Origin of the sequence: Mycobacterium sp. GA-1841 (genome assembly GCF_001954135.1) — a bacterium.
Lineage (GTDB): Bacteria > Actinomycetota > Actinomycetes > Mycobacteriales > Mycobacteriaceae > Mycobacterium.
In genome coordinates this window covers 22,923-38,871 of record NZ_MBEQ01000003.1, presented here as the reverse complement: position 1 = coordinate 38,871, position 15,949 = coordinate 22,923, and the positions used below count along the sequence as shown (strand labels likewise).

At 67.0% G+C, this 15,949-nt stretch carries 12 protein-coding genes and 1 pseudogene; 9 read left to right on the top strand and 4 right to left on the bottom strand.

Annotated elements, in window-relative coordinates:
• The first annotated feature begins 37 nt into the window (after positions 1 to 37).
• A complete protein-coding gene (locus A5740_RS00325; RefSeq protein ID WP_076190622.1) occupies positions 38 to 1,297 on the top strand; it encodes an MFS transporter in 1,260 nt (419 codons plus the stop codon).
• Here A5740_RS00325 and A5740_RS00320 read toward each other — a convergent pair.
• Both A5740_RS00320 and A5740_RS00315 read right to left on the bottom strand, forming a co-directional pair.
• The gene (locus A5740_RS00320; protein ID WP_076190530.1) at positions 1,241 to 1,570 is read right to left on the bottom strand and encodes a multidrug efflux SMR transporter; all 330 of its coding nucleotides are present in this window, start codon (positions 1,568 to 1,570) and stop codon (positions 1,241 to 1,243) included. The genes A5740_RS00325 and A5740_RS00320 overlap by 57 nt on opposite strands.
• Complete coding sequence (locus A5740_RS00315; RefSeq protein ID WP_076190528.1) at positions 1,570 to 1,905, bottom strand: multidrug efflux SMR transporter; 336 nt, start codon at positions 1,903 to 1,905, stop codon at positions 1,570 to 1,572. The genes A5740_RS00320 and A5740_RS00315 overlap by 1 nt, the downstream gene beginning before the upstream one ends.
• A 72-nt stretch (positions 1,906 to 1,977) precedes the next feature.
• Between A5740_RS00315 and A5740_RS00310 the strand changes: the two genes are divergently transcribed.
• From A5740_RS00310 to A5740_RS00280, 7 genes and pseudogenes are all read left to right on the top strand, one after another.
• Positions 1,978 to 3,549 (top strand): carboxylesterase/lipase family protein, encoded by a 1,572-nt coding sequence (locus A5740_RS00310; RefSeq protein WP_076190526.1) that lies wholly within the window; start codon positions 1,978 to 1,980, stop codon positions 3,547 to 3,549.
• Positions 3,550 to 3,594: 45 nt separating this feature from the next.
• Complete coding sequence (locus tag A5740_RS00305; RefSeq protein WP_076190524.1) at positions 3,595 to 4,506, top strand: sterol desaturase family protein; 912 nt, start codon at positions 3,595 to 3,597, stop codon at positions 4,504 to 4,506.
• A gap of 45 nt (positions 4,507 to 4,551) precedes the next feature.
• Positions 4,552 to 5,957, top strand: a pseudogene (locus A5740_RS00300) (NAD(P)/FAD-dependent oxidoreductase).
• 141 nt (positions 5,958 to 6,098) lie between these two features.
• A complete protein-coding gene (locus A5740_RS00295; protein ID WP_076190522.1) occupies positions 6,099 to 6,713 on the top strand; it encodes a LysM peptidoglycan-binding domain-containing protein in 615 nt (204 codons plus the stop codon).
• Between the two features lie 180 nt (positions 6,714 to 6,893).
• Positions 6,894 to 7,568: a hypothetical protein gene (locus A5740_RS00290; protein WP_076190620.1), complete on the top strand. Its 675-nt coding sequence runs from the start codon at positions 6,894 to 6,896 to the stop codon at positions 7,566 to 7,568.
• A 66-nt stretch (positions 7,569 to 7,634) separates the two neighbouring features.
• The gene (locus tag A5740_RS00285) at positions 7,635 to 8,129 is read left to right on the top strand and encodes a VOC family protein (protein ID WP_076190618.1); all 495 of its coding nucleotides are present in this window, start codon (positions 7,635 to 7,637) and stop codon (positions 8,127 to 8,129) included.
• Positions 8,130 to 8,134: 5 nt separating this feature from the next.
• Positions 8,135 to 9,622 (top strand): FAD-binding protein, encoded by a 1,488-nt coding sequence (locus A5740_RS00280; protein ID WP_175616120.1) that lies wholly within the window; start codon positions 8,135 to 8,137, stop codon positions 9,620 to 9,622.
• Here A5740_RS00280 and A5740_RS00275 read toward each other — a convergent pair.
• Together A5740_RS00275 and A5740_RS00270 are read right to left on the bottom strand one after the other, a co-directional pair.
• Positions 9,619 to 11,523, bottom strand: a complete 1,905-nt coding sequence (locus A5740_RS00275; protein WP_076190519.1) for an ABC transporter ATP-binding protein/permease — start codon at positions 11,521 to 11,523, stop codon at positions 9,619 to 9,621. The two genes, A5740_RS00280 and A5740_RS00275, sit on opposite strands and share 4 nt — an antisense overlap.
• 28 nt (positions 11,524 to 11,551) lie before the next feature.
• Positions 11,552 to 13,480, bottom strand: coding sequence for an ABC transporter ATP-binding protein/permease (locus tag A5740_RS00270; protein ID WP_076190517.1), 1,929 nt, complete (start codon positions 13,478 to 13,480; stop codon positions 11,552 to 11,554).
• Between the two features lie 120 nt (positions 13,481 to 13,600).
• Between A5740_RS00270 and secA2 the strand changes: the two genes are divergently transcribed.
• On the top strand, positions 13,601 to 15,946 hold the full coding sequence (gene secA2, locus A5740_RS00265) for an accessory Sec system translocase SecA2 (protein ID WP_076190515.1): 2,346 nt from the start codon (positions 13,601 to 13,603) through the stop codon (positions 15,944 to 15,946).
• The last annotated feature ends 3 nt before the right edge of the window (positions 15,947 to 15,949 follow it).

Here is a 15,949-nt window from a genome sequence, read left to right as displayed (position 1 = left end):
GATCGTGTCAGGCGACGCCGTCGGTAGTGTCGTCTCGATGGCACAAAGTTCGGCTCCGCGTCGGCGTGGTGCCGTGGACCTGCGCCGAACGCGGATCGCCGTCGGCGCGCTGTTTCTGACCAACGGTGCGCTCTTCGCCAACCTGCTGCCCCGCTATCCGGAGATCAAAACCGACCTGCACCTGAGCAACGCGGTGTACGGCGCCGCCGTCGCCTCGTTCTCCGGCGGGGCGCTGGTTGCCGGACTGGCCGCGGCGACCCTGATTCGACGGTTCCGCAGTGCGCGGGTCGCCGTCGTCGGGACCGTCGCCCTTGCCGCCTTCATCACCGCCGCCGGCGCGGCGGAAACCCCGCTCGTCTTTGCCGGTGCCCTGTTCCTGGCCGGGGCGTGCGACTCGGTGGTCGATGTCGCGCAGAACGCCCACGGGCTGCGGCTGCAACGCGAACACGGTCGCTCGATCATCAACTCGCTGCACGCGGTGTGGGCCGCCGGCGCGATCCTCGGCGGGCTCACCGGAGCCGGGACGATCGCGCTGGGCATACCGCGGGAAATCCACCTTTCGGCGGTCGCGGTGCTGTTGAGTGCGGTGGCGCTGGTGGCCTACCGCTTTCTGTTGCCCGGTCCGGACCATGACGACCACCCGGCAGCGCATGCCGCGGTAGGCACCAAGGCCCGGCCGCGGATGTATCTGATCCTGTTCGCCCTGGTGCTGATCGCCATCGCCGGCGCCACGGTCGAGGACGCCGGAAGCTCGTGGGCAACCCTGTATCTGCGTGACTCGCTGCATGCGCCGCCCGCGCTCGCGGTCTTCGGCTACATCGCACTGGTCGGCTTCATGTTCATCGGCCGGCTGACGGGTGATCGTCTGGTCGACCGGTTCGGCGAGGCCACCGTGGTCCGCGCGGGCGGCTTCATCGCCGCCGCCGGCATGGGAACCGCGCTGGCATTCCCGAGCCTTGTCACCACGATCGCCGGCTTCGCGCTCGCCGGGCTCGGCGTTGCCACCCTGGTGCCTGCCGCCATGCACGCCGCCGATCAGCTGCCCGGGCTCCGGCCGGGCACCGGACTGACCGTGGTCACCTGGCTCATGCGGGTCGGCTTCTTCGGCGCGCCGCTGCTGGTCGGGCTCATCGCCGATGCCGCCGGGCTGCGGGCGGGGCTACTCGCGGTACCGGCGGCCGGGGTGGTGGCCATCGCGCTGGCCGGGGTGCTTCCGCGACAGCCTGCGGCGGCACCGCATTCAGTGGGTGGGGCCGACGCCGGCGAGCTCGATCGTGAACACACCCGACACGATTAGGGCGATGCCCAGCATCATCACCGGGGTCAGCGGCTCGGCGAACATGAATCGGGCGATGACGGCCACCAGCGCGACCCCGCAGGCGGTCCAGATGCCGTAGGCGATGCCCACGGGCACGCCCAGCGACAGCGACAGCCACAGCAGATAGAACGACGTCACGTAGCCGGCGACCACGGGCGCAATCCAGGCCTTGCGCCGGAATCCGTCGGAGGCGCGCAGCGCGAGCGTGGCGAGCACCTCCACCATGATCGCCCCAGACAGGGTCAACCACATCACGATTCGGCGCCGCGGGGGTGTGATCCCAGCTCCACGAGCAGTACGCCGGCGATGATCAGCCCGATACCGGCCATGATGGGCCAGGTGAACGGATCGCCGAAGAACACCGCGGCCAGCGCCGCGGTTGCCGCGGTGCCCAGCGCGCCCCAGATCCCGTACGCGACGCCGACGGGCATGCCCGCGCGCAGCACCAGCGTCAGCAACACGAACGCCGCCAGGTAACCGGACACCACCAGCGCCAGCCAGGCCGCATGGTCCTGGGAGGCGCGCAGCGACAGGGTGGCGGTGACTTCGGTGATGACGGCCGTCAGCAACAACGCCCATGTCCGCACCGGACAAACTTATCTCCCGTCGCGCCGATGGGTACCGTGGGGGAGCCCGACCAGCTTTGCCCAGGAGACCCGATGCCCCATTCGACAGACGCCGGTGCGCCGGTCATCGAGACCGGGTATGGCCCGGTTCGCGGGACCGATGACGGAACGACGAAGCGGTGGATGGGCATTCGCTACGCCGCCGCGCCGGTCGCCGAATTGCGGTGGCGGGCACCGCAACCGCCGGCCCGCTGGCGGGAGGTTCTCGACACGACCGGCGCCGGGCCGGTCTGCCCGCAGATCACCGACCCGCGTCTGCCGATCGACCTGGGCGGCCGCCAGGGCGAGGACAGCCTCGTGCTGAACGTGTGGGCACCGAGTGGAACCGAGGCCGGAGACGCCAAGCCGGTGATGGTCTGGGTGCACGGCGGCGCCTACGTACTCGGCTCGGGAAGCCAACCGCTCTACGACGGCGGGGTGCTGGCCGGCGAAGGTGACGTCGTGGTGGTCACCGTGAACTACCGGTTGGGACCCTTCGGTTTCCTCGACCTCTCGGAGTTCAACGGCCACCCCGGTGCCCAGGGGCTACGGTTCGACACCAACCCGGGACTGCGCGACGTGCTGTTCGCGCTGCAGTGGGTACGCGACAACATTGCCGCCTTCGGCGGTGACCCGAACCGGGTGACGTTGTTCGGCGAGTCGGCCGGCGGCGGGATCATCACCACCCTGCTCACCAGCCCCGCCGCCGAAGGATTGTTCAGCGCCGCGATCGCGCAGAGTTCACCGGCGACATCGGTCTACGACGCCGAACGTGCCCGAGCCGTCACCGCCAAGATTCTGGACCGGCTGGGCATCGGGCGCGACGAGGTCGCCCGGCTCTCGGAGGTGCCGGTGCCAAGGCTGCTGGCCGTGGCCAAAGAGGTGTACGACGCGGTGCCCAACCAGTCGCCGGGGCTGCTGGCCTTCGCGCCCATCGTCGACGGCGATCTGGTTCCGGACTATCCGGTGGCGGCGGCCCGGGACGGTCGCAGCCACCGGGTGCCGCTGATCATCGGCACCAACGAGCACGAGGCCACCGTGTTCCGGTGGATGAAGTCGCCGTTGATGCCGATCACCCCCGAGTCGCTGCGGGCCATGTTCGCCGCGATCGCCGACGAGCAACCGGGCCTGCAACTGCCGACCGAAGCGCAGGTCGCCGCGGCGTATGCCGGTCTGCGGCCCAAGGCGATCGGACTGGGCGTGGCGCGTGACATCGGTTTTCGGATGCCGACACTGTGGTTCGCCGAAGGGCACAGTGCGGTCGCGCCGGTCTACCTGTACCGCTTCGACTTCACCACCCCGATGCTGCGGTTGCTGCGCCTCGGTGCTGCCCACGCCACCGAGCTGCCGTACGTGTGGGGCAATCTGGTTGCCGGACCCAAGGATCCGACGTTCAAGCTGGGTGGGCTCAAGCACGGGCGCGCGGTGTCTGGCCGGGTGCGTCGGCGGTGGGTCAACTTTGCCGCCACGGGGGAGCCGGCCGGCGCAGCCGGGGAACCGGTGTGGCGGCCATACCGCCGCGACGACCGCGTCACACTGGTGATAGACAAACAGGACAAAACCGTCGCCGACCTGGACCGCCACCTACACACGGCGTGGGGAAGCCGCATACTCAACTTCCGATAGCACGAATCCCGCTGAGAAAAATCCGCTGAGACAAAAGATGAAGCCATGGAGATGATCCGGTCCATCCTGGACTTCCTGCCCGAACCGATGCGGGACCCGGTGGTTTTCGCCATCCCGTTCTTCCTGCTGCTGCTGGCGGTGGAATGGACGGCGGCGCGTCGTCTGGAACACGTCGAGGCGCAACGCGCGCCGGCCGGATCGTTCCACGCACGTGACGCCTGGACCAGCGTTTCGATGGGGCTGGTGTCGATGGCCACCATGTCGGCCTGGAAACTACTCGGGCTGTTGGGCTACGCCGCGATCTACGCGTATCTGGCGCCGTGGCAGTTGCCCGCCGACCGCTGGTACACCTGGGTGATCGCCCTCGTCGGGGTGGATCTGCTGTACTACACCTACCACCGCGTGGCGCACCGGGTGCGGTTGATCTGGGCCACGCACCAGGCACACCACTCCAGCGAGTACTACAACTTCGCCACCGCGCTGCGCCAGAAATGGAACAACAGCGGAGAGATTTTGGCCTGGATTCCCCTGCCGCTGTTGGGTGTACCGCCCTGGCTGGTGTTCTTCAGCTTCTCGGTGAGTCTGGTCTACCAGTTCTGGGTGCACACGGAGCGGGTCGGAAAGCTCTGGCGGCCAATCGAGTTCATCTTCAACACACCGTCACACCACCGGGTGCACCACGGCCGCGACGAGTTGTACCTGGACCGCAATTACGGTGGCATCCTGATCATCTGGGACCGGATGTTGGGCACGTTCCAGCCCGAGGTGTTCCGCCCGCACTATGGGCTGACGAAGCCGGTCAACACCTTCAACGTCTGGAAGCTGCAAACGCACGAATATGTGGCGATCGCCCGTGACGTGCGGCAGGCGCGTCGGCTGCGTGACCGGGTGGGTTACGTTTTCGGCCCACCGGGGTGGCAGCCCGCGCAGGTCGCCGACACTGCGCCGGTCGGGTAACGCGTTCACCCGTCGCAATCTGTCGCGACGCCGTAATGTCCGGCTATGCAGACGGTCTTTGACAACCATGTCGACCCGGCGCTCGTCGAGAAGGCGTTGGCGGCAAGCTCGCTGGGATCGGTGTGGCTGGAGCTGCCGCGGGCGTGCTACCCGCCGCTGACCCACGCGGTCAGCGCTGATCTGGCAATCATCGGCGGTGGTTACGCCGGCCTGTGGACCGCGCTGCACGCGGCCGAACGTCACCCGGACCGGCGGATCGTGTTGATCGAGGCGCAGCGTGTCGGTTGGGCCGCGTCCGGGCGTAACGGCGGTTTCGTCGACGCCAGCCTCACCCACGGCGTCAACAACGGGAAAGCAAGGTGGCCCGACGAGTTCGACGAGCTGACTGTGATGGGCATGGCCAATCTCGACGGCATGGAACGTGACGTCGAGCGTCTCGGTCTCGATGTGGAGTGGGAACGCACGGGCATGCTCACCGTGGCCACCGAGGCGCACCAGATCCCGTGGCTGGCGCAGGCTGCCGACGCCGCCGAAGGTGATCTGTTGGACGCCGCCGCGGTGCGGGCGCACCTCGACTCGCCGACCTATCTGGCCGGTCTGCTGTCCGCGCGGACGTGCGCATTGGTACATCCGGGCAAGCTCGTGGTCGAACTGGCGCGCGCCTGTGCCGAGGCGGGCGTGGACATCCACGAACACACCGCCGCGCGGTCGATCAACTCCGGGGGAGCAGTACTGCGCATCGACACCGCCCAGGCCACGATCACCGCGCGTCAGGCGGTGCTGGCCACCAACGTGTTCCCGAGTCTGCTGCGGCGCAACGCGTTCCACACCGTTCCGGTCTACGACTACGTGCTGGCCACCGAACCGCTCAGCGCCGAACAACTCGAGGTGATCGGCTGGCGCGGGCGGCAGGGGTCGGTGACTGTGGCAATCAGTTCCACTACTACCGGCTCACGGCGGACAATCGGATCGTGTGGGGCGGGTACGACGCCGTGTACCACTTCGGCGGCAGGGTCAAAGCCGGTTACGAAAACCGGGAAGCCAGTTACCGCAAGCTCGCCGCGCATTTCTTTCTCACGTTCCCACAGTTGTCCGGGGTGCGGTTCAGTCACCGGTGGGCCGGGGCGATCGACACCAACACCCGGTTCTGTGCGCACTGGGGATTGGCCCGCAACGGCCGGGTGGCCTACGTCAACGGGTTCACCGGGCTCGGGGTGGCGGCCACCCGGTTCGCCGCCGATGTCTGTCTCGACCTCCTCGACGGTGATCCCACCGCGCGGACCGCGCTGCAGATGGTGCGCGAGCGTCCCCTGCCATTTCCGCCAGAGCCGTTGGCCGCCATGGGAATCAACGCGACCCGCTGGTCGCTGAACCGTGCCGATCACGCGGCCGGTAAACGCAATGTGCTGTTGCGCACGCTCGACCGGCTGGGGCTGGGCTTCGACTCCTGACACCGTCGCGCATGGTTTCTGAGATGTTGGTCCGACGTTTGGATTCGAGCCGAGCCGAATGGCACCAAAGCAAACTTCAGGTCAGTAAGCTCGAACGCACCGGGTGCACAACCCGGATCACGGTCACGAAAGGGGCAATGCGTGGGAGACACACTGACCGAAGGACAGAAGCTGGAGAAGGGTGGGTCGATCACCTCCAACAACGGCGCATACACGCTGACGTTGCAGGATGACGGCAACCTCGTGTTGGAGGCACGCGGCCAAGCGGTCTGGTCGACTTCCACCAACGGCCAGGACGTCGTGCGCGCGGAGGTGCAGACCGACGGCAACTTCGTGCTGTACACCTCGGAGAAGCCGGTGTGGCACACCGACACCAAGGGCAAGAAGGACGTCAAGCTGGTTCTCCAGGACGACCGCAACCTGGTGCTGTACGCCGCCGACGGACCGGCCTGGTCGTCCAAGACCGACACCACCGAACCGCCCCCACCGGCACCCGAGGCCGCCGCGCCCGAGCCCGAGGTGGCCCCGGTCGCTGTCGAGGAGCCGGCACCGGCCGCCGCACCTGAGCCGGCCGCCCCGCCGCCACCACCGCCGGCGCCCGAGCCCCGTACCTACACGGTGGTCTCCGGGGACACGCTGTGGGCGATCGCCGAGCGGTTCTACGGCGACGGCAGCAAGTACCAGCAGATCGCCGATGCCAGCGGCATCGCCAACCCTGACCTGATCCACCCCGGCCAGGTTTTGACGATTCCCTGACGTGTTTACCTCGATGGCCCGGACCGATTGGTCCGGGCCATCGTCGTTTCGATTTGCGGAAGTGGGTATTCCCGGTAACGAAGTTGCCCTCTCGCCGATATTGATATCGGTAGGGTGACTTCACCCACATCCGCTGATCGATGGGGAGGGCCGGCCGTGTACTGGTGGATTCGTAATGCGATGCGGGCGCTTGCTGCGGCCCCGATCGCGGCAGTGATGACCGTGCCGACCCCGGCGGCTGCCGCGGGATCGCTGGTGTTCCCGGGGATGGAAATCCGCCAGGGCACCAATGTCTGCACGCTCGGCTTCGTCGATCCGTTGAGCCGCGTCGGGTACACCGCCGGGCACTGCCGGGCTGATGGTCGGGTCGGTGACCGCGACGGCAACTTCATCGGCCACATGGGGGCCTATCTGGACAACACCCCCGACGGCGCCACCGTCGACACGAACCACATGATCTCCGATTGGGAGACCATCCAGTTGGCCGGTGACGTCGCGGTGAACAACATCCTGCCGGGCGGGCGCATGCTGGTCGAAGATCCGGCCTTCCAGCCGTCCCCGGGCGCCCCCGTCTGTCACTTCGGTGTGGTCACCGGCGAGACCTGCGGCACCATCCAGGCGGTCAACAACGGGTGGTTCACCATGGCCAACGGCGTCATCAGCCAGAAGGGTGACTCGGGCGGGCCGGTCTACGTCATCACGCCCGACGGGCGCGCCGCGATCGTGGGGATGTTCAACAGCACGTGGGGCAACTACCCGGCGGCCGTGTCGTGGCAGAACGCGAGCGGCCAGGCCCGCAGCGCAGGCGCGCCCGCGGCCGGTCAGGTCTCCAACCTGGTCGGCGGGGCGCCCTGACCGGAAGAAACACCGAACTAGAACACGTTCTAGCCATTGCGTCCGGTGGGCGATATTCTGATCGCGATGCCTGACCAGACACCTGTCCAGATTGCCTGGGTGACCGCGGACCTCGACGCCACCGAACGGGCACTGAGTGCTCTGCTGGGGGCCCGGCGGTGGGTGCGGATGCCCGCAGTCCACTTCGCGCCGGAAACCTGTAGCTTTCGTGGCCGCCCCGGCGACTTCGTCGCCGACATCTCGCTGAGCTACGCCGGCGACACCCAATTGGAACTCATCTCGCCGGTGCGCGGAGACGGCATCTACACCGAGTTTCTCCAGCAGCACGGATCGGGTCTGCACCACATCTGCATCGAAGCCGAGGATCCCGAAGCCTTCGAGGCGAAACTGCGCTGGGCCGAAGCCGACGGGATGCCGGTGGTCTGCCGGGGCGAGATGCCCGGCGGCATGACATTCGCCTACGTGTCGGCGGCCGAGGCCGGGGTGCCGTATCTGGAAATCGCTTACATCCCGCCCGAGATCCGGGCGTTCTTCGACTATGTGAAACAGGAGCAGCAGTGAAGGAAATCCCTGAGGTCCTACAGGCCTCCGACGTCGTCGCCGCCGGATCCTGGTCCGACGAATTCGACGTCGTGGTGCTCGGCTTCGGCATCGCCGGAGGTTGTGCGGCCGTCAGCGCCGCGGCGGCCGGGGCCCGGGTGCTGGTGTTGGAGAAGGCTGCGGCGGCCGGCGGCACCACCGCGATGGCCGGCGGGCACTTCTATCTCGGTGGCGGAACCGCGGTACAGGAGGCCACCGGACACACCGACACCGCTGAGGAGATGTACAAGTACCTGGTCGCGGTGTCACGCGAACCCGACCTGGACAAGATTCGGGCGTACTGCGAAGGCAGCGTCGAGCATTTCAACTGGCTTGAGGCACTGGGCTTCCAGTTCGAACGGAGCTATTACCCGGGCAAGGTGGTGGTCCCACCGGGCACCGAGGGACTGTCCTACACCGGCAACGAGAAGGTGTGGCCGTTCATCGAGCAGGCCGAGCCGGCCCCCCGCGGACACTCGGTGCCGGTGCCCGGCGAACTCGGCGGGGCGGCCATGGTGATCGACCTCCTGCTGAAACGTGCGGAGACGCTGGGCGTGGAGATCCGCTACGAAGTGGGCGCCACCAACCTGATCGTCGACGCCGGCCCGGAAAACGGTGCCGTGGTCGGCGTGAAGTGGAAGCATTTCGGTGAAACCGGTTGTATCCGGGCAAAGTCGGTCATCATCACCGCCGGCGGTTTCGCGATGAACCCTGAGATGGTCGCCGAATACACGCCGGCGCTGGGCAAGAAGCGCCGCACCAAGCACCACGGCGAGGTCGAGCCCTACATTCTCGGCAACCCGAACGACGACGGGTTGGGCATCCGGATGGGTGTGTCGGCCGGCGGCGCGGCCAACGGCATGGACCAGCTGTTCATCACCGCCGCGGCCTATCCTCCCGAGATCCTGTTGACCGGCGTCATCGTCAACAACCAGGGTCAGCGCTTCGTCGCCGAGGATTCCTACCACTCGCGCACCTCGGCGTTCGTCCTGCAACAGCCCGACCAGCAGGCCTACCTCATCGTCGATGAGGAACACATGGAGATGCCCGCCATGCCGCTGATCAAGTTCATCGACGGGTACGAGACGATCGCCGAAGCCGAAGAGGCGCTGGGGATTCCGGCCGGAAACCTGGCCGCGACCCTGGACCGCTACAACAAGAACGCGGCCGACGGTGCAGACCCGGACTTCCACAAGCAACCCGATTACGTTGCGGTGCAGGACAAGGGGCCGTGGGCGGCGTTCGATCTGTCCCTCGGGATCGCCATGTACTCCGGTTTCACCATGGGCGGGCTGACCGTGTCGATCGACGGCGAGGTGCTCCGTGAGGACGGCAGCGTCGTGCCCGGTCTGTATGCCGCCGGCGCCTGCGCGTCGAACATCGCCCAGGACGGCCAGGGATATGCCAGTGGGGTGCAACTCGGTGAGGGCTCGTTCTTCGGCCGCCGGGCCGGCACGCACGCCGCGGCGCGTTAGACCGGTTGGGTGAGCTGCCAGCGACCGTTGCCGAGGAGCTCTAGGCGACGGTCGTGAAGCCGATTCACACTGTCGCGGTGGCTGATACTGACCACGATGCAGTCGGGTAGCCGAGTCCGCAGCGTGGTGTACAGGGCGTACTGCTGGCCGGCGTCCAGCGCCGACGTGGCCTCGTCGAGGAACACCGCGGCCGGCGCGGCCAGCAGGACCCGGGCGAACGCGATCCGTTGCTGCTCGCCCGGGGACAGCACCTTTCCCCAGTCCGCGTCCTCGTCCAGCCGCGACGTCAGGTTCCCGAGGGCGACCGCGTCCAGTGCCGCGCGGATCTCGTCGTCGCCGTAGGTGCCGGCCGGCGCGGGATAGCAGACCACCGTTCGGAGATCGCCCAGCGGAGCGTAGGGGAGCTGGGAGAGGAACATCACCGCACCCTGTTCCGGATACCGCACCGTGCCCGAGCCGTACGGCCACAGCCGGGCCAGGCTACGCAGCAGCGTCGTCTTCCCGGTGCCCGAGGGCCCGGTGATCACCAACGACTCTCCGGGGGCCAACTGCATGTCGAGTCCGCCGAGAAGAAGCTCGCCCGAAGGTGATCGCACCTCGACGCCCACGAGTTCCACTCCGCCGTCGGTACTCACCCCGCTGTCCAAACACGGTAGCGCCCTTGCCTGTTCGTTCGCGGTGACCAGACCGTCGAGCCGGATGACGGCTGCGCGGTACCCGGCGAAGGCGTCGTAGACCGCGCGAAAGAAACTCAGTGAGCTCTGAACCCGGTTGAAGGCGCTCGCGGACTGCAGCACATCGCCGTAGGTGAGCTGACCGGCGAACAGTCGTGGCGCCTGGATGATCAGCGGCAGGGGGTCGATGATCTGGTTGATGGACCGGTTCCAGCCGAGGAACGCCACGCCCCGCAGCACCAGTCGGCGATAGTTTGCGATCACCGCGGCGAACCGATCGGCCAGCGTGCCCCGTTCACTACGCTCGCCATGGTAGAAACCGACCGCCTCGGCGCCGTCACGAATCCTCACGAGTGCGTACCGGAATGCCGCGTTGGTCAACGAGTTCCGGAACGTCAATCCGATGATCGGCCGACCGATCCAGAACGCCACGACCGTCGTGACCGCCACCCACAGCAGCGCGATCCAGAACAACGCCTTGGGCACCGTCACACCCAGGATCGTCAAGGGGCCGGCCAGGTTCCACAGAATCGGCGTGAACGCGACCACCGACACGATTGCGTACACCGACCCGAAGAGCAGCGTCTGCGCCGTCGCGACGGTGGGCGTGTTCGTCTCGGGCCCGGTGCCGGTGGTGAAGACGTCGATGTCCTGTTGGATACGTTGATCGGGGTTGTCGATCGGGGTGCCGCCGAAGCCGCCGATGAATCGTCCGCGGTAATAGGCGCGTTGGTCCAACCAGTCGCCGGTGAGCCGGTGGGTGAGCCACACCCGCCACCGAACGATGAAGTACTGCATGAGATACAGGTCGAGCAGGGTCCGGGTGATGTCCGCCGTGATCAACAGGCCGAAGATCAGGATCGAGCGCCAGAAGCCGTCGATTCCGGAGCGGCGCACCGCCTCATTGCCCGAGCCCGCACCGGAGAACGCCACCTGCAGCGCCGTGGTCTGGTCGTTGAGGTAGTAGCTGAACAGCACATCCATGCGTACCGAGACCATCACCGACAACAGCAACACCGCCAGCAGGATCCACACCGGAATGCTCTGGCGCCCAACGAAATAGCCCCGGGTGACGCGCCAGAACTGGCGGCCCCACGTGGTGGCCACCGCCAGTAGCGCGAGCGTCGCGACCAGCACGACCGCTCCGATCGCCCACGCCTTGGCGACCCACAACAGCGAGGACAGGATCTCGTTGCCCCAGTCCAGCGACTGGGTGAACATCTCCATACCCGGGGAAGTTACCGGGAACAGGTGCTCACGGTTGCTTGATCAGTTCGTCTTTGTCTTCGACACGGCCCAACCGCCATTCACCGTCGCCGAGCAACTCGAGTTCGTGGGTGTGGTGCTGTTCGACGGTGGTGCGGTGACTGACGCTGACCAGGATGGTGTCGGGCAGTTCGGTGCGCACCCGCTGATAGAGCATGAACTCGAGACCTTCGTCGAGCGCCGATGTCGACTCGTCGAGGAACACCACCTTGGGTTTGACGAGCAGGATCCGGGCGAACGCAATCCGTTGCTGCTCACCGGGAGACAGCACCTTGGCCCAGTCCTGGACTTCGTCGAGCCGGCCGACCAGATGTGCCAGGGCGACCTCGTCGAGAGTTCGCTTGAGCGTCTCGTCGTCGACCAGGCCCTCTTCGCCCGGGTAGGTGACCACCGCGCGCAGGTCGCCGAGCGGGACATACGGCAGCTGAGACAGGAACATCGTCTCGTTGGGGCCGCACGGGCGGGTCAGTGTGCCCGACGTGAACGGCCACAGTTCGGCGAGGCTGCGCAGCAGGGTGGTCTTGCCACTGCCGGACGGTCCGGTGATCACCATGGTGTCGCCGACCTGCAGGTGCAGGTCCAACGGGTTGATGAGCTGGCGCCCGTCCGGCGTGCGGACCTCGACGTCGGTGAGCCGCACCGTGCCGTCCACGCACGGTGTGGTGGTCACCTCGGGCAGGGCCCGCCCCTCTTCGTTGGCGACGACCAAGCCATGCAGACGCATGATCGCGGCCCGGTACCCGGCGAAGTTGTCGTAGGCGTTTCGGAAAAACGACAAGCCGGTCAGGATCTCGCGGAAGGCGGTCGCGGTTTGAGTGAGAGCGCCCAGCGTGATCTCCCCGCTGAAGAACCGCGGAAACTGCACCAGGTAGGGGAGAGGTTCCTGGGCCTGGCTCACCGACAGGTTCCACCCCAGGAAGCCCGTCATCCGATTGACGTATTTCTTGTAGTTCTCCACGACCGGTGCGAACAGGCGACGCAGTCCGGTGCGTTCGGCGATCTCGCCCCGGTAGAAGGCGACCGCTTCGGATGCGTCACGCAGGCGCACCAGCGCGTAGCGGAACGCCGCGTTGTACTTCTCGTTGTTGAACGACAGCGAGATGATCGGCCGACCGATCCAGAACGCGACGACGCTGGCGAAGAGAACGTAGACGATTCCGATCCAGAAGATCGCCCTGGGCAAGTCGATTCCCACCAGGGGCAAGGTGATCTCGCCCGAGAGATTCCACAGAATCGCGGTGAACGAAATCATCGAGGCGATGGCGCTGATCGCGCCGAACAGCAACGTGGCGGTGGAGGTGTTGTTCGGGGTGTTGGGCAACGGGCCGACACCGGCGGTGAAGATATCGATGTCTGCCTGGATGCGTTGGTCGGGGTTGTCGATCGTGTCGTCGATGAACCTGGACCGGTAGTAGGCCTTGCCGTCGAGCCAGTCGCCGGTGAGATCGTCGGTCAGCCACTTCCGCCAGGCCAGCATGAACCGCTGGGTCATGAACAGGTCGATCATGATCTGCGCGACATTGAGGATCGCCAGGATGACGAACACCGTCATCGCCAACCAGAAGCCGTCCTTGCCCGATTGCCGCACGGCCTCATTGCCGTTGCCCAGGCCGGCCGCGATGACCTGGAAGCTGGTCATCAGGTCGTTGCCGTAGAAACTGAACAGCACGGACAGGCGTACGCCGGTGATCACCGACAGCAGCAACGCCGCCAGCCACAACCACACCTTGACGCTCTGGGCTCCGGTGAAGTAGCCGCCCGTGACGCGCCAGAATTGACTGCCCCACGTGGTGAACCTGGCGAGCAGAAACAGGATCACCATGGTGGACACCGCTGCGATCAACCACCCTTTGGCGATCCAGACCAGCGACGTCTGCAGCTCGGTGCTCCAGTCGAGTGTCGGGCTGAACATCTCCATGCGGGAAAAGTACCCCCCACAACCGGCAGCAGCGGGGTGGGACGGTGTCCCGGCGTGCTGCCCCGATCCTGTCCGGGGTCATGCTCGAAGCCACTCGGCGCGTCCGCGTACCGTGAACATGTGTCGAAGACGTCCACCGCCAAACCCGGCCGCTTGAGCAGCAAGTTCTGGAAGTTGCTGGGGGCCAGCACCGAGCGCAATCAGGCTCGGTCGCTCTCCGAGGTCAAGGGGGCTGCCGAGTTCGAAGACAAGGCGGCCAAACTCGACGACGAGCAGCTCACCAAGGCCGCCAAGCTACTCGAACTGCAGGACCTGGCGGCCTCGGCGGACATGCCGCAGTTCCTGGCCCTGGCGCGCGAGGCCGCCGAACGAACGACGTCTCTGCGGCCGTTCGACGTGCAGCTGCTCGCGGCGCTGCGCATGCTGGCCGGTGACGTCGTGGAGATGGCCACCGGTGAGGGCAAGACCCTCGCCGGAGCGATCGCCGCGGCCGGCTACGCCATCGGCGGACGGCACGTGCACGTGATCACCATCAACGACTATCTGGCCCGCCGCGACGCCGAGTGGATGACCCCGCTGCTGGAGGCGCTGGGGCTGACGGTCGGCTGGATCACCGCCGATTCCACGGCCGCCGAACGTCGCGCGGCCTACGAGTGCGATGTCACCTACGCCTCGGTCAACGAGATCGGATTCGACGTGTTGCGCGATCAGCTGGTCACCGATGTCGCCGATCTGGTGTCACCCAATCCGGATGTGGCGCTCATCGACGAGGCCGACTCGGTGCTCGTCGACGAGGCGCTGGTCCCGCTGGTGCTGGCCGGCACCAGCCACCGTGAGCAGCCGCGCGTCGAGGTGATCCAGATGGTCGGCGAGCTGACCGCCGGCGTCGACTACGACACCGACGACGACAACCGCAACGTCCACCTCACCGAGGCCGGGGCCCGCAAGCTCGAAGCCCGGCTGGGAAACATCGATCTGTACTCCGAAGAGCACGTCGCCACCACGCTCACCGAGATCAACGTCGCACTGCACGCGCACGTGCTGCTGCAGCGCGACGTGCACTACATCGTCCGCGACGGCGCCGTCCACCTGATCAACTCCTCGCGCGGGCGCATCGCCTCCCTGCAGCGCTGGCCGGACGGCCTGCAGGCCGCGGTCGAGGCCAAGGAGGGCATCGAGACCACCGAAACCGGTGAAGTGCTCGACACCATCACGGTGCAGGCGTTGGTCAACCGTTACCCGACGGTGTGCGGCATGACCGGCACCGCCCTGGCCGCCGGCGAGCAGCTGCGCCAGTTCTACAAGCTCGGGGTGTCGCCGATCCCGCCGAACAAGCCCAACATCCGCGAGGACGAGACCGACCGGGTGTACCTCACCGAGGCGGCCAAGAACCACGCGATCGTCGAGCACATCGCCGAGGTGCACGCCACCGGCCAGCCGGTGCTCGTCGGCACCCACGACGTGGCCGAATCCGAGGACCTGCACCGCAGGCTGGTCAAGGCCGGAGTGCCGGCCGTGGTGCTCAACGCCAAGAACGACGCCGAAGAGGCGGCCGTGATCGCCGAAGCGGGCAAGCTGGGTTCGGTCACGGTGTCGACCCAGATGGCCGGTCGCGGCACCGACATCCGGCTGGGTGGATCCGACGTCGGCGACGACTCCGACGAGAAGGACAAGGTGGCCGAGCTCGGCGGCCTGCATGTGGTGGGCACGGGCCGGCATCAGACCGAACGCCTGGACAACCAGCTGCGGGGCCGTGCCGGGCGCCAGGGCGACCCGGGCTCCTCGGTCTTCTTCTCCAGCTGGGAGGACGAGGTGGTGGCCGCCCATCTCGACGAGACCAAGCTGCCCACCGACACCGACGAGGACGGGCGCATCATCGCGCCCAAGGCCGCCGGTCTTCTCGACCACGCCCAGCGCGTCGCCGAGGGCCGGCTCCTCGACGTGCACGCCAACACCTGGCGCTACAACCAGTTGATCGCCCAACAGCGCGCGATCATCGTCGACCGCCGCGAAACGTTGTTGCGCACCGACACCGCGCGCCGCGAGCTCGAGGAACGCTCACCCGAGCGGTATGCCAAGTTGGCAGAAGAACTCGGTGCGGATGCCGAGGAGAAACTGACCAAGATCTGCCGGCTGATCATGCTCTACCACCTCGACCGTGGCTGGTGTGATCACCTGGCGTTCCTGGCCGACATCCGGGAGAGCATCCACCTGCGGGCGCTGGGCCGGCAGAACCCGCTCGACGAATTCCACCGGATGGCCGTGGACGCGTTCGCCTCGCTGGCCGCCGACGCCATCGAGGCCGCTCAACAGACCTTCGAGACGGCCGACTCCATCGAGGACGAGCCGGGCATCGATCTGTCCAAACTGGCGCGCCCGACCTCGACGTGGACGTACATGGTGCACGACAACCCACTCAACGACGACACCATGTCGGCGCTGAGCCTGCCGGGAGTGTTCCGCTAAGTT

Coding starts and splice junctions, on each gene's coding strand:
- A5740_RS00290 (WP_076190620.1), top strand. CDS start 6,894: ATGCGGGCGCTTGCTGCGGCCCCGATCGCGGCAGTGATGACCGTGCCG.
- A5740_RS00310 (WP_076190526.1), top strand. CDS start 1,978: ATGCCCCATTCGACAGACGCCGGTGCGCCGGTCATCGAGACCGGGTAT.
- A5740_RS00325 (WP_076190622.1), top strand. CDS start 38: ATGGCACAAAGTTCGGCTCCGCGTCGGCGTGGTGCCGTGGACCTGCGC.
- A5740_RS00285 (WP_076190618.1), top strand. CDS start 7,635: ATGCCTGACCAGACACCTGTCCAGATTGCCTGGGTGACCGCGGACCTC.
- A5740_RS00320 (WP_076190530.1), bottom strand. CDS start 1,570: ATGTGGTTGACCCTGTCTGGGGCGATCATGGTGGAGGTGCTCGCCACG.
- A5740_RS00305 (WP_076190524.1), top strand. CDS start 3,595: ATGGAGATGATCCGGTCCATCCTGGACTTCCTGCCCGAACCGATGCGG.
- A5740_RS00275 (WP_076190519.1), bottom strand. CDS start 11,523: ATGGAGATGTTCACCCAGTCGCTGGACTGGGGCAACGAGATCCTGTCC.
- A5740_RS00270 (WP_076190517.1), bottom strand. CDS start 13,480: ATGGAGATGTTCAGCCCGACACTCGACTGGAGCACCGAGCTGCAGACG.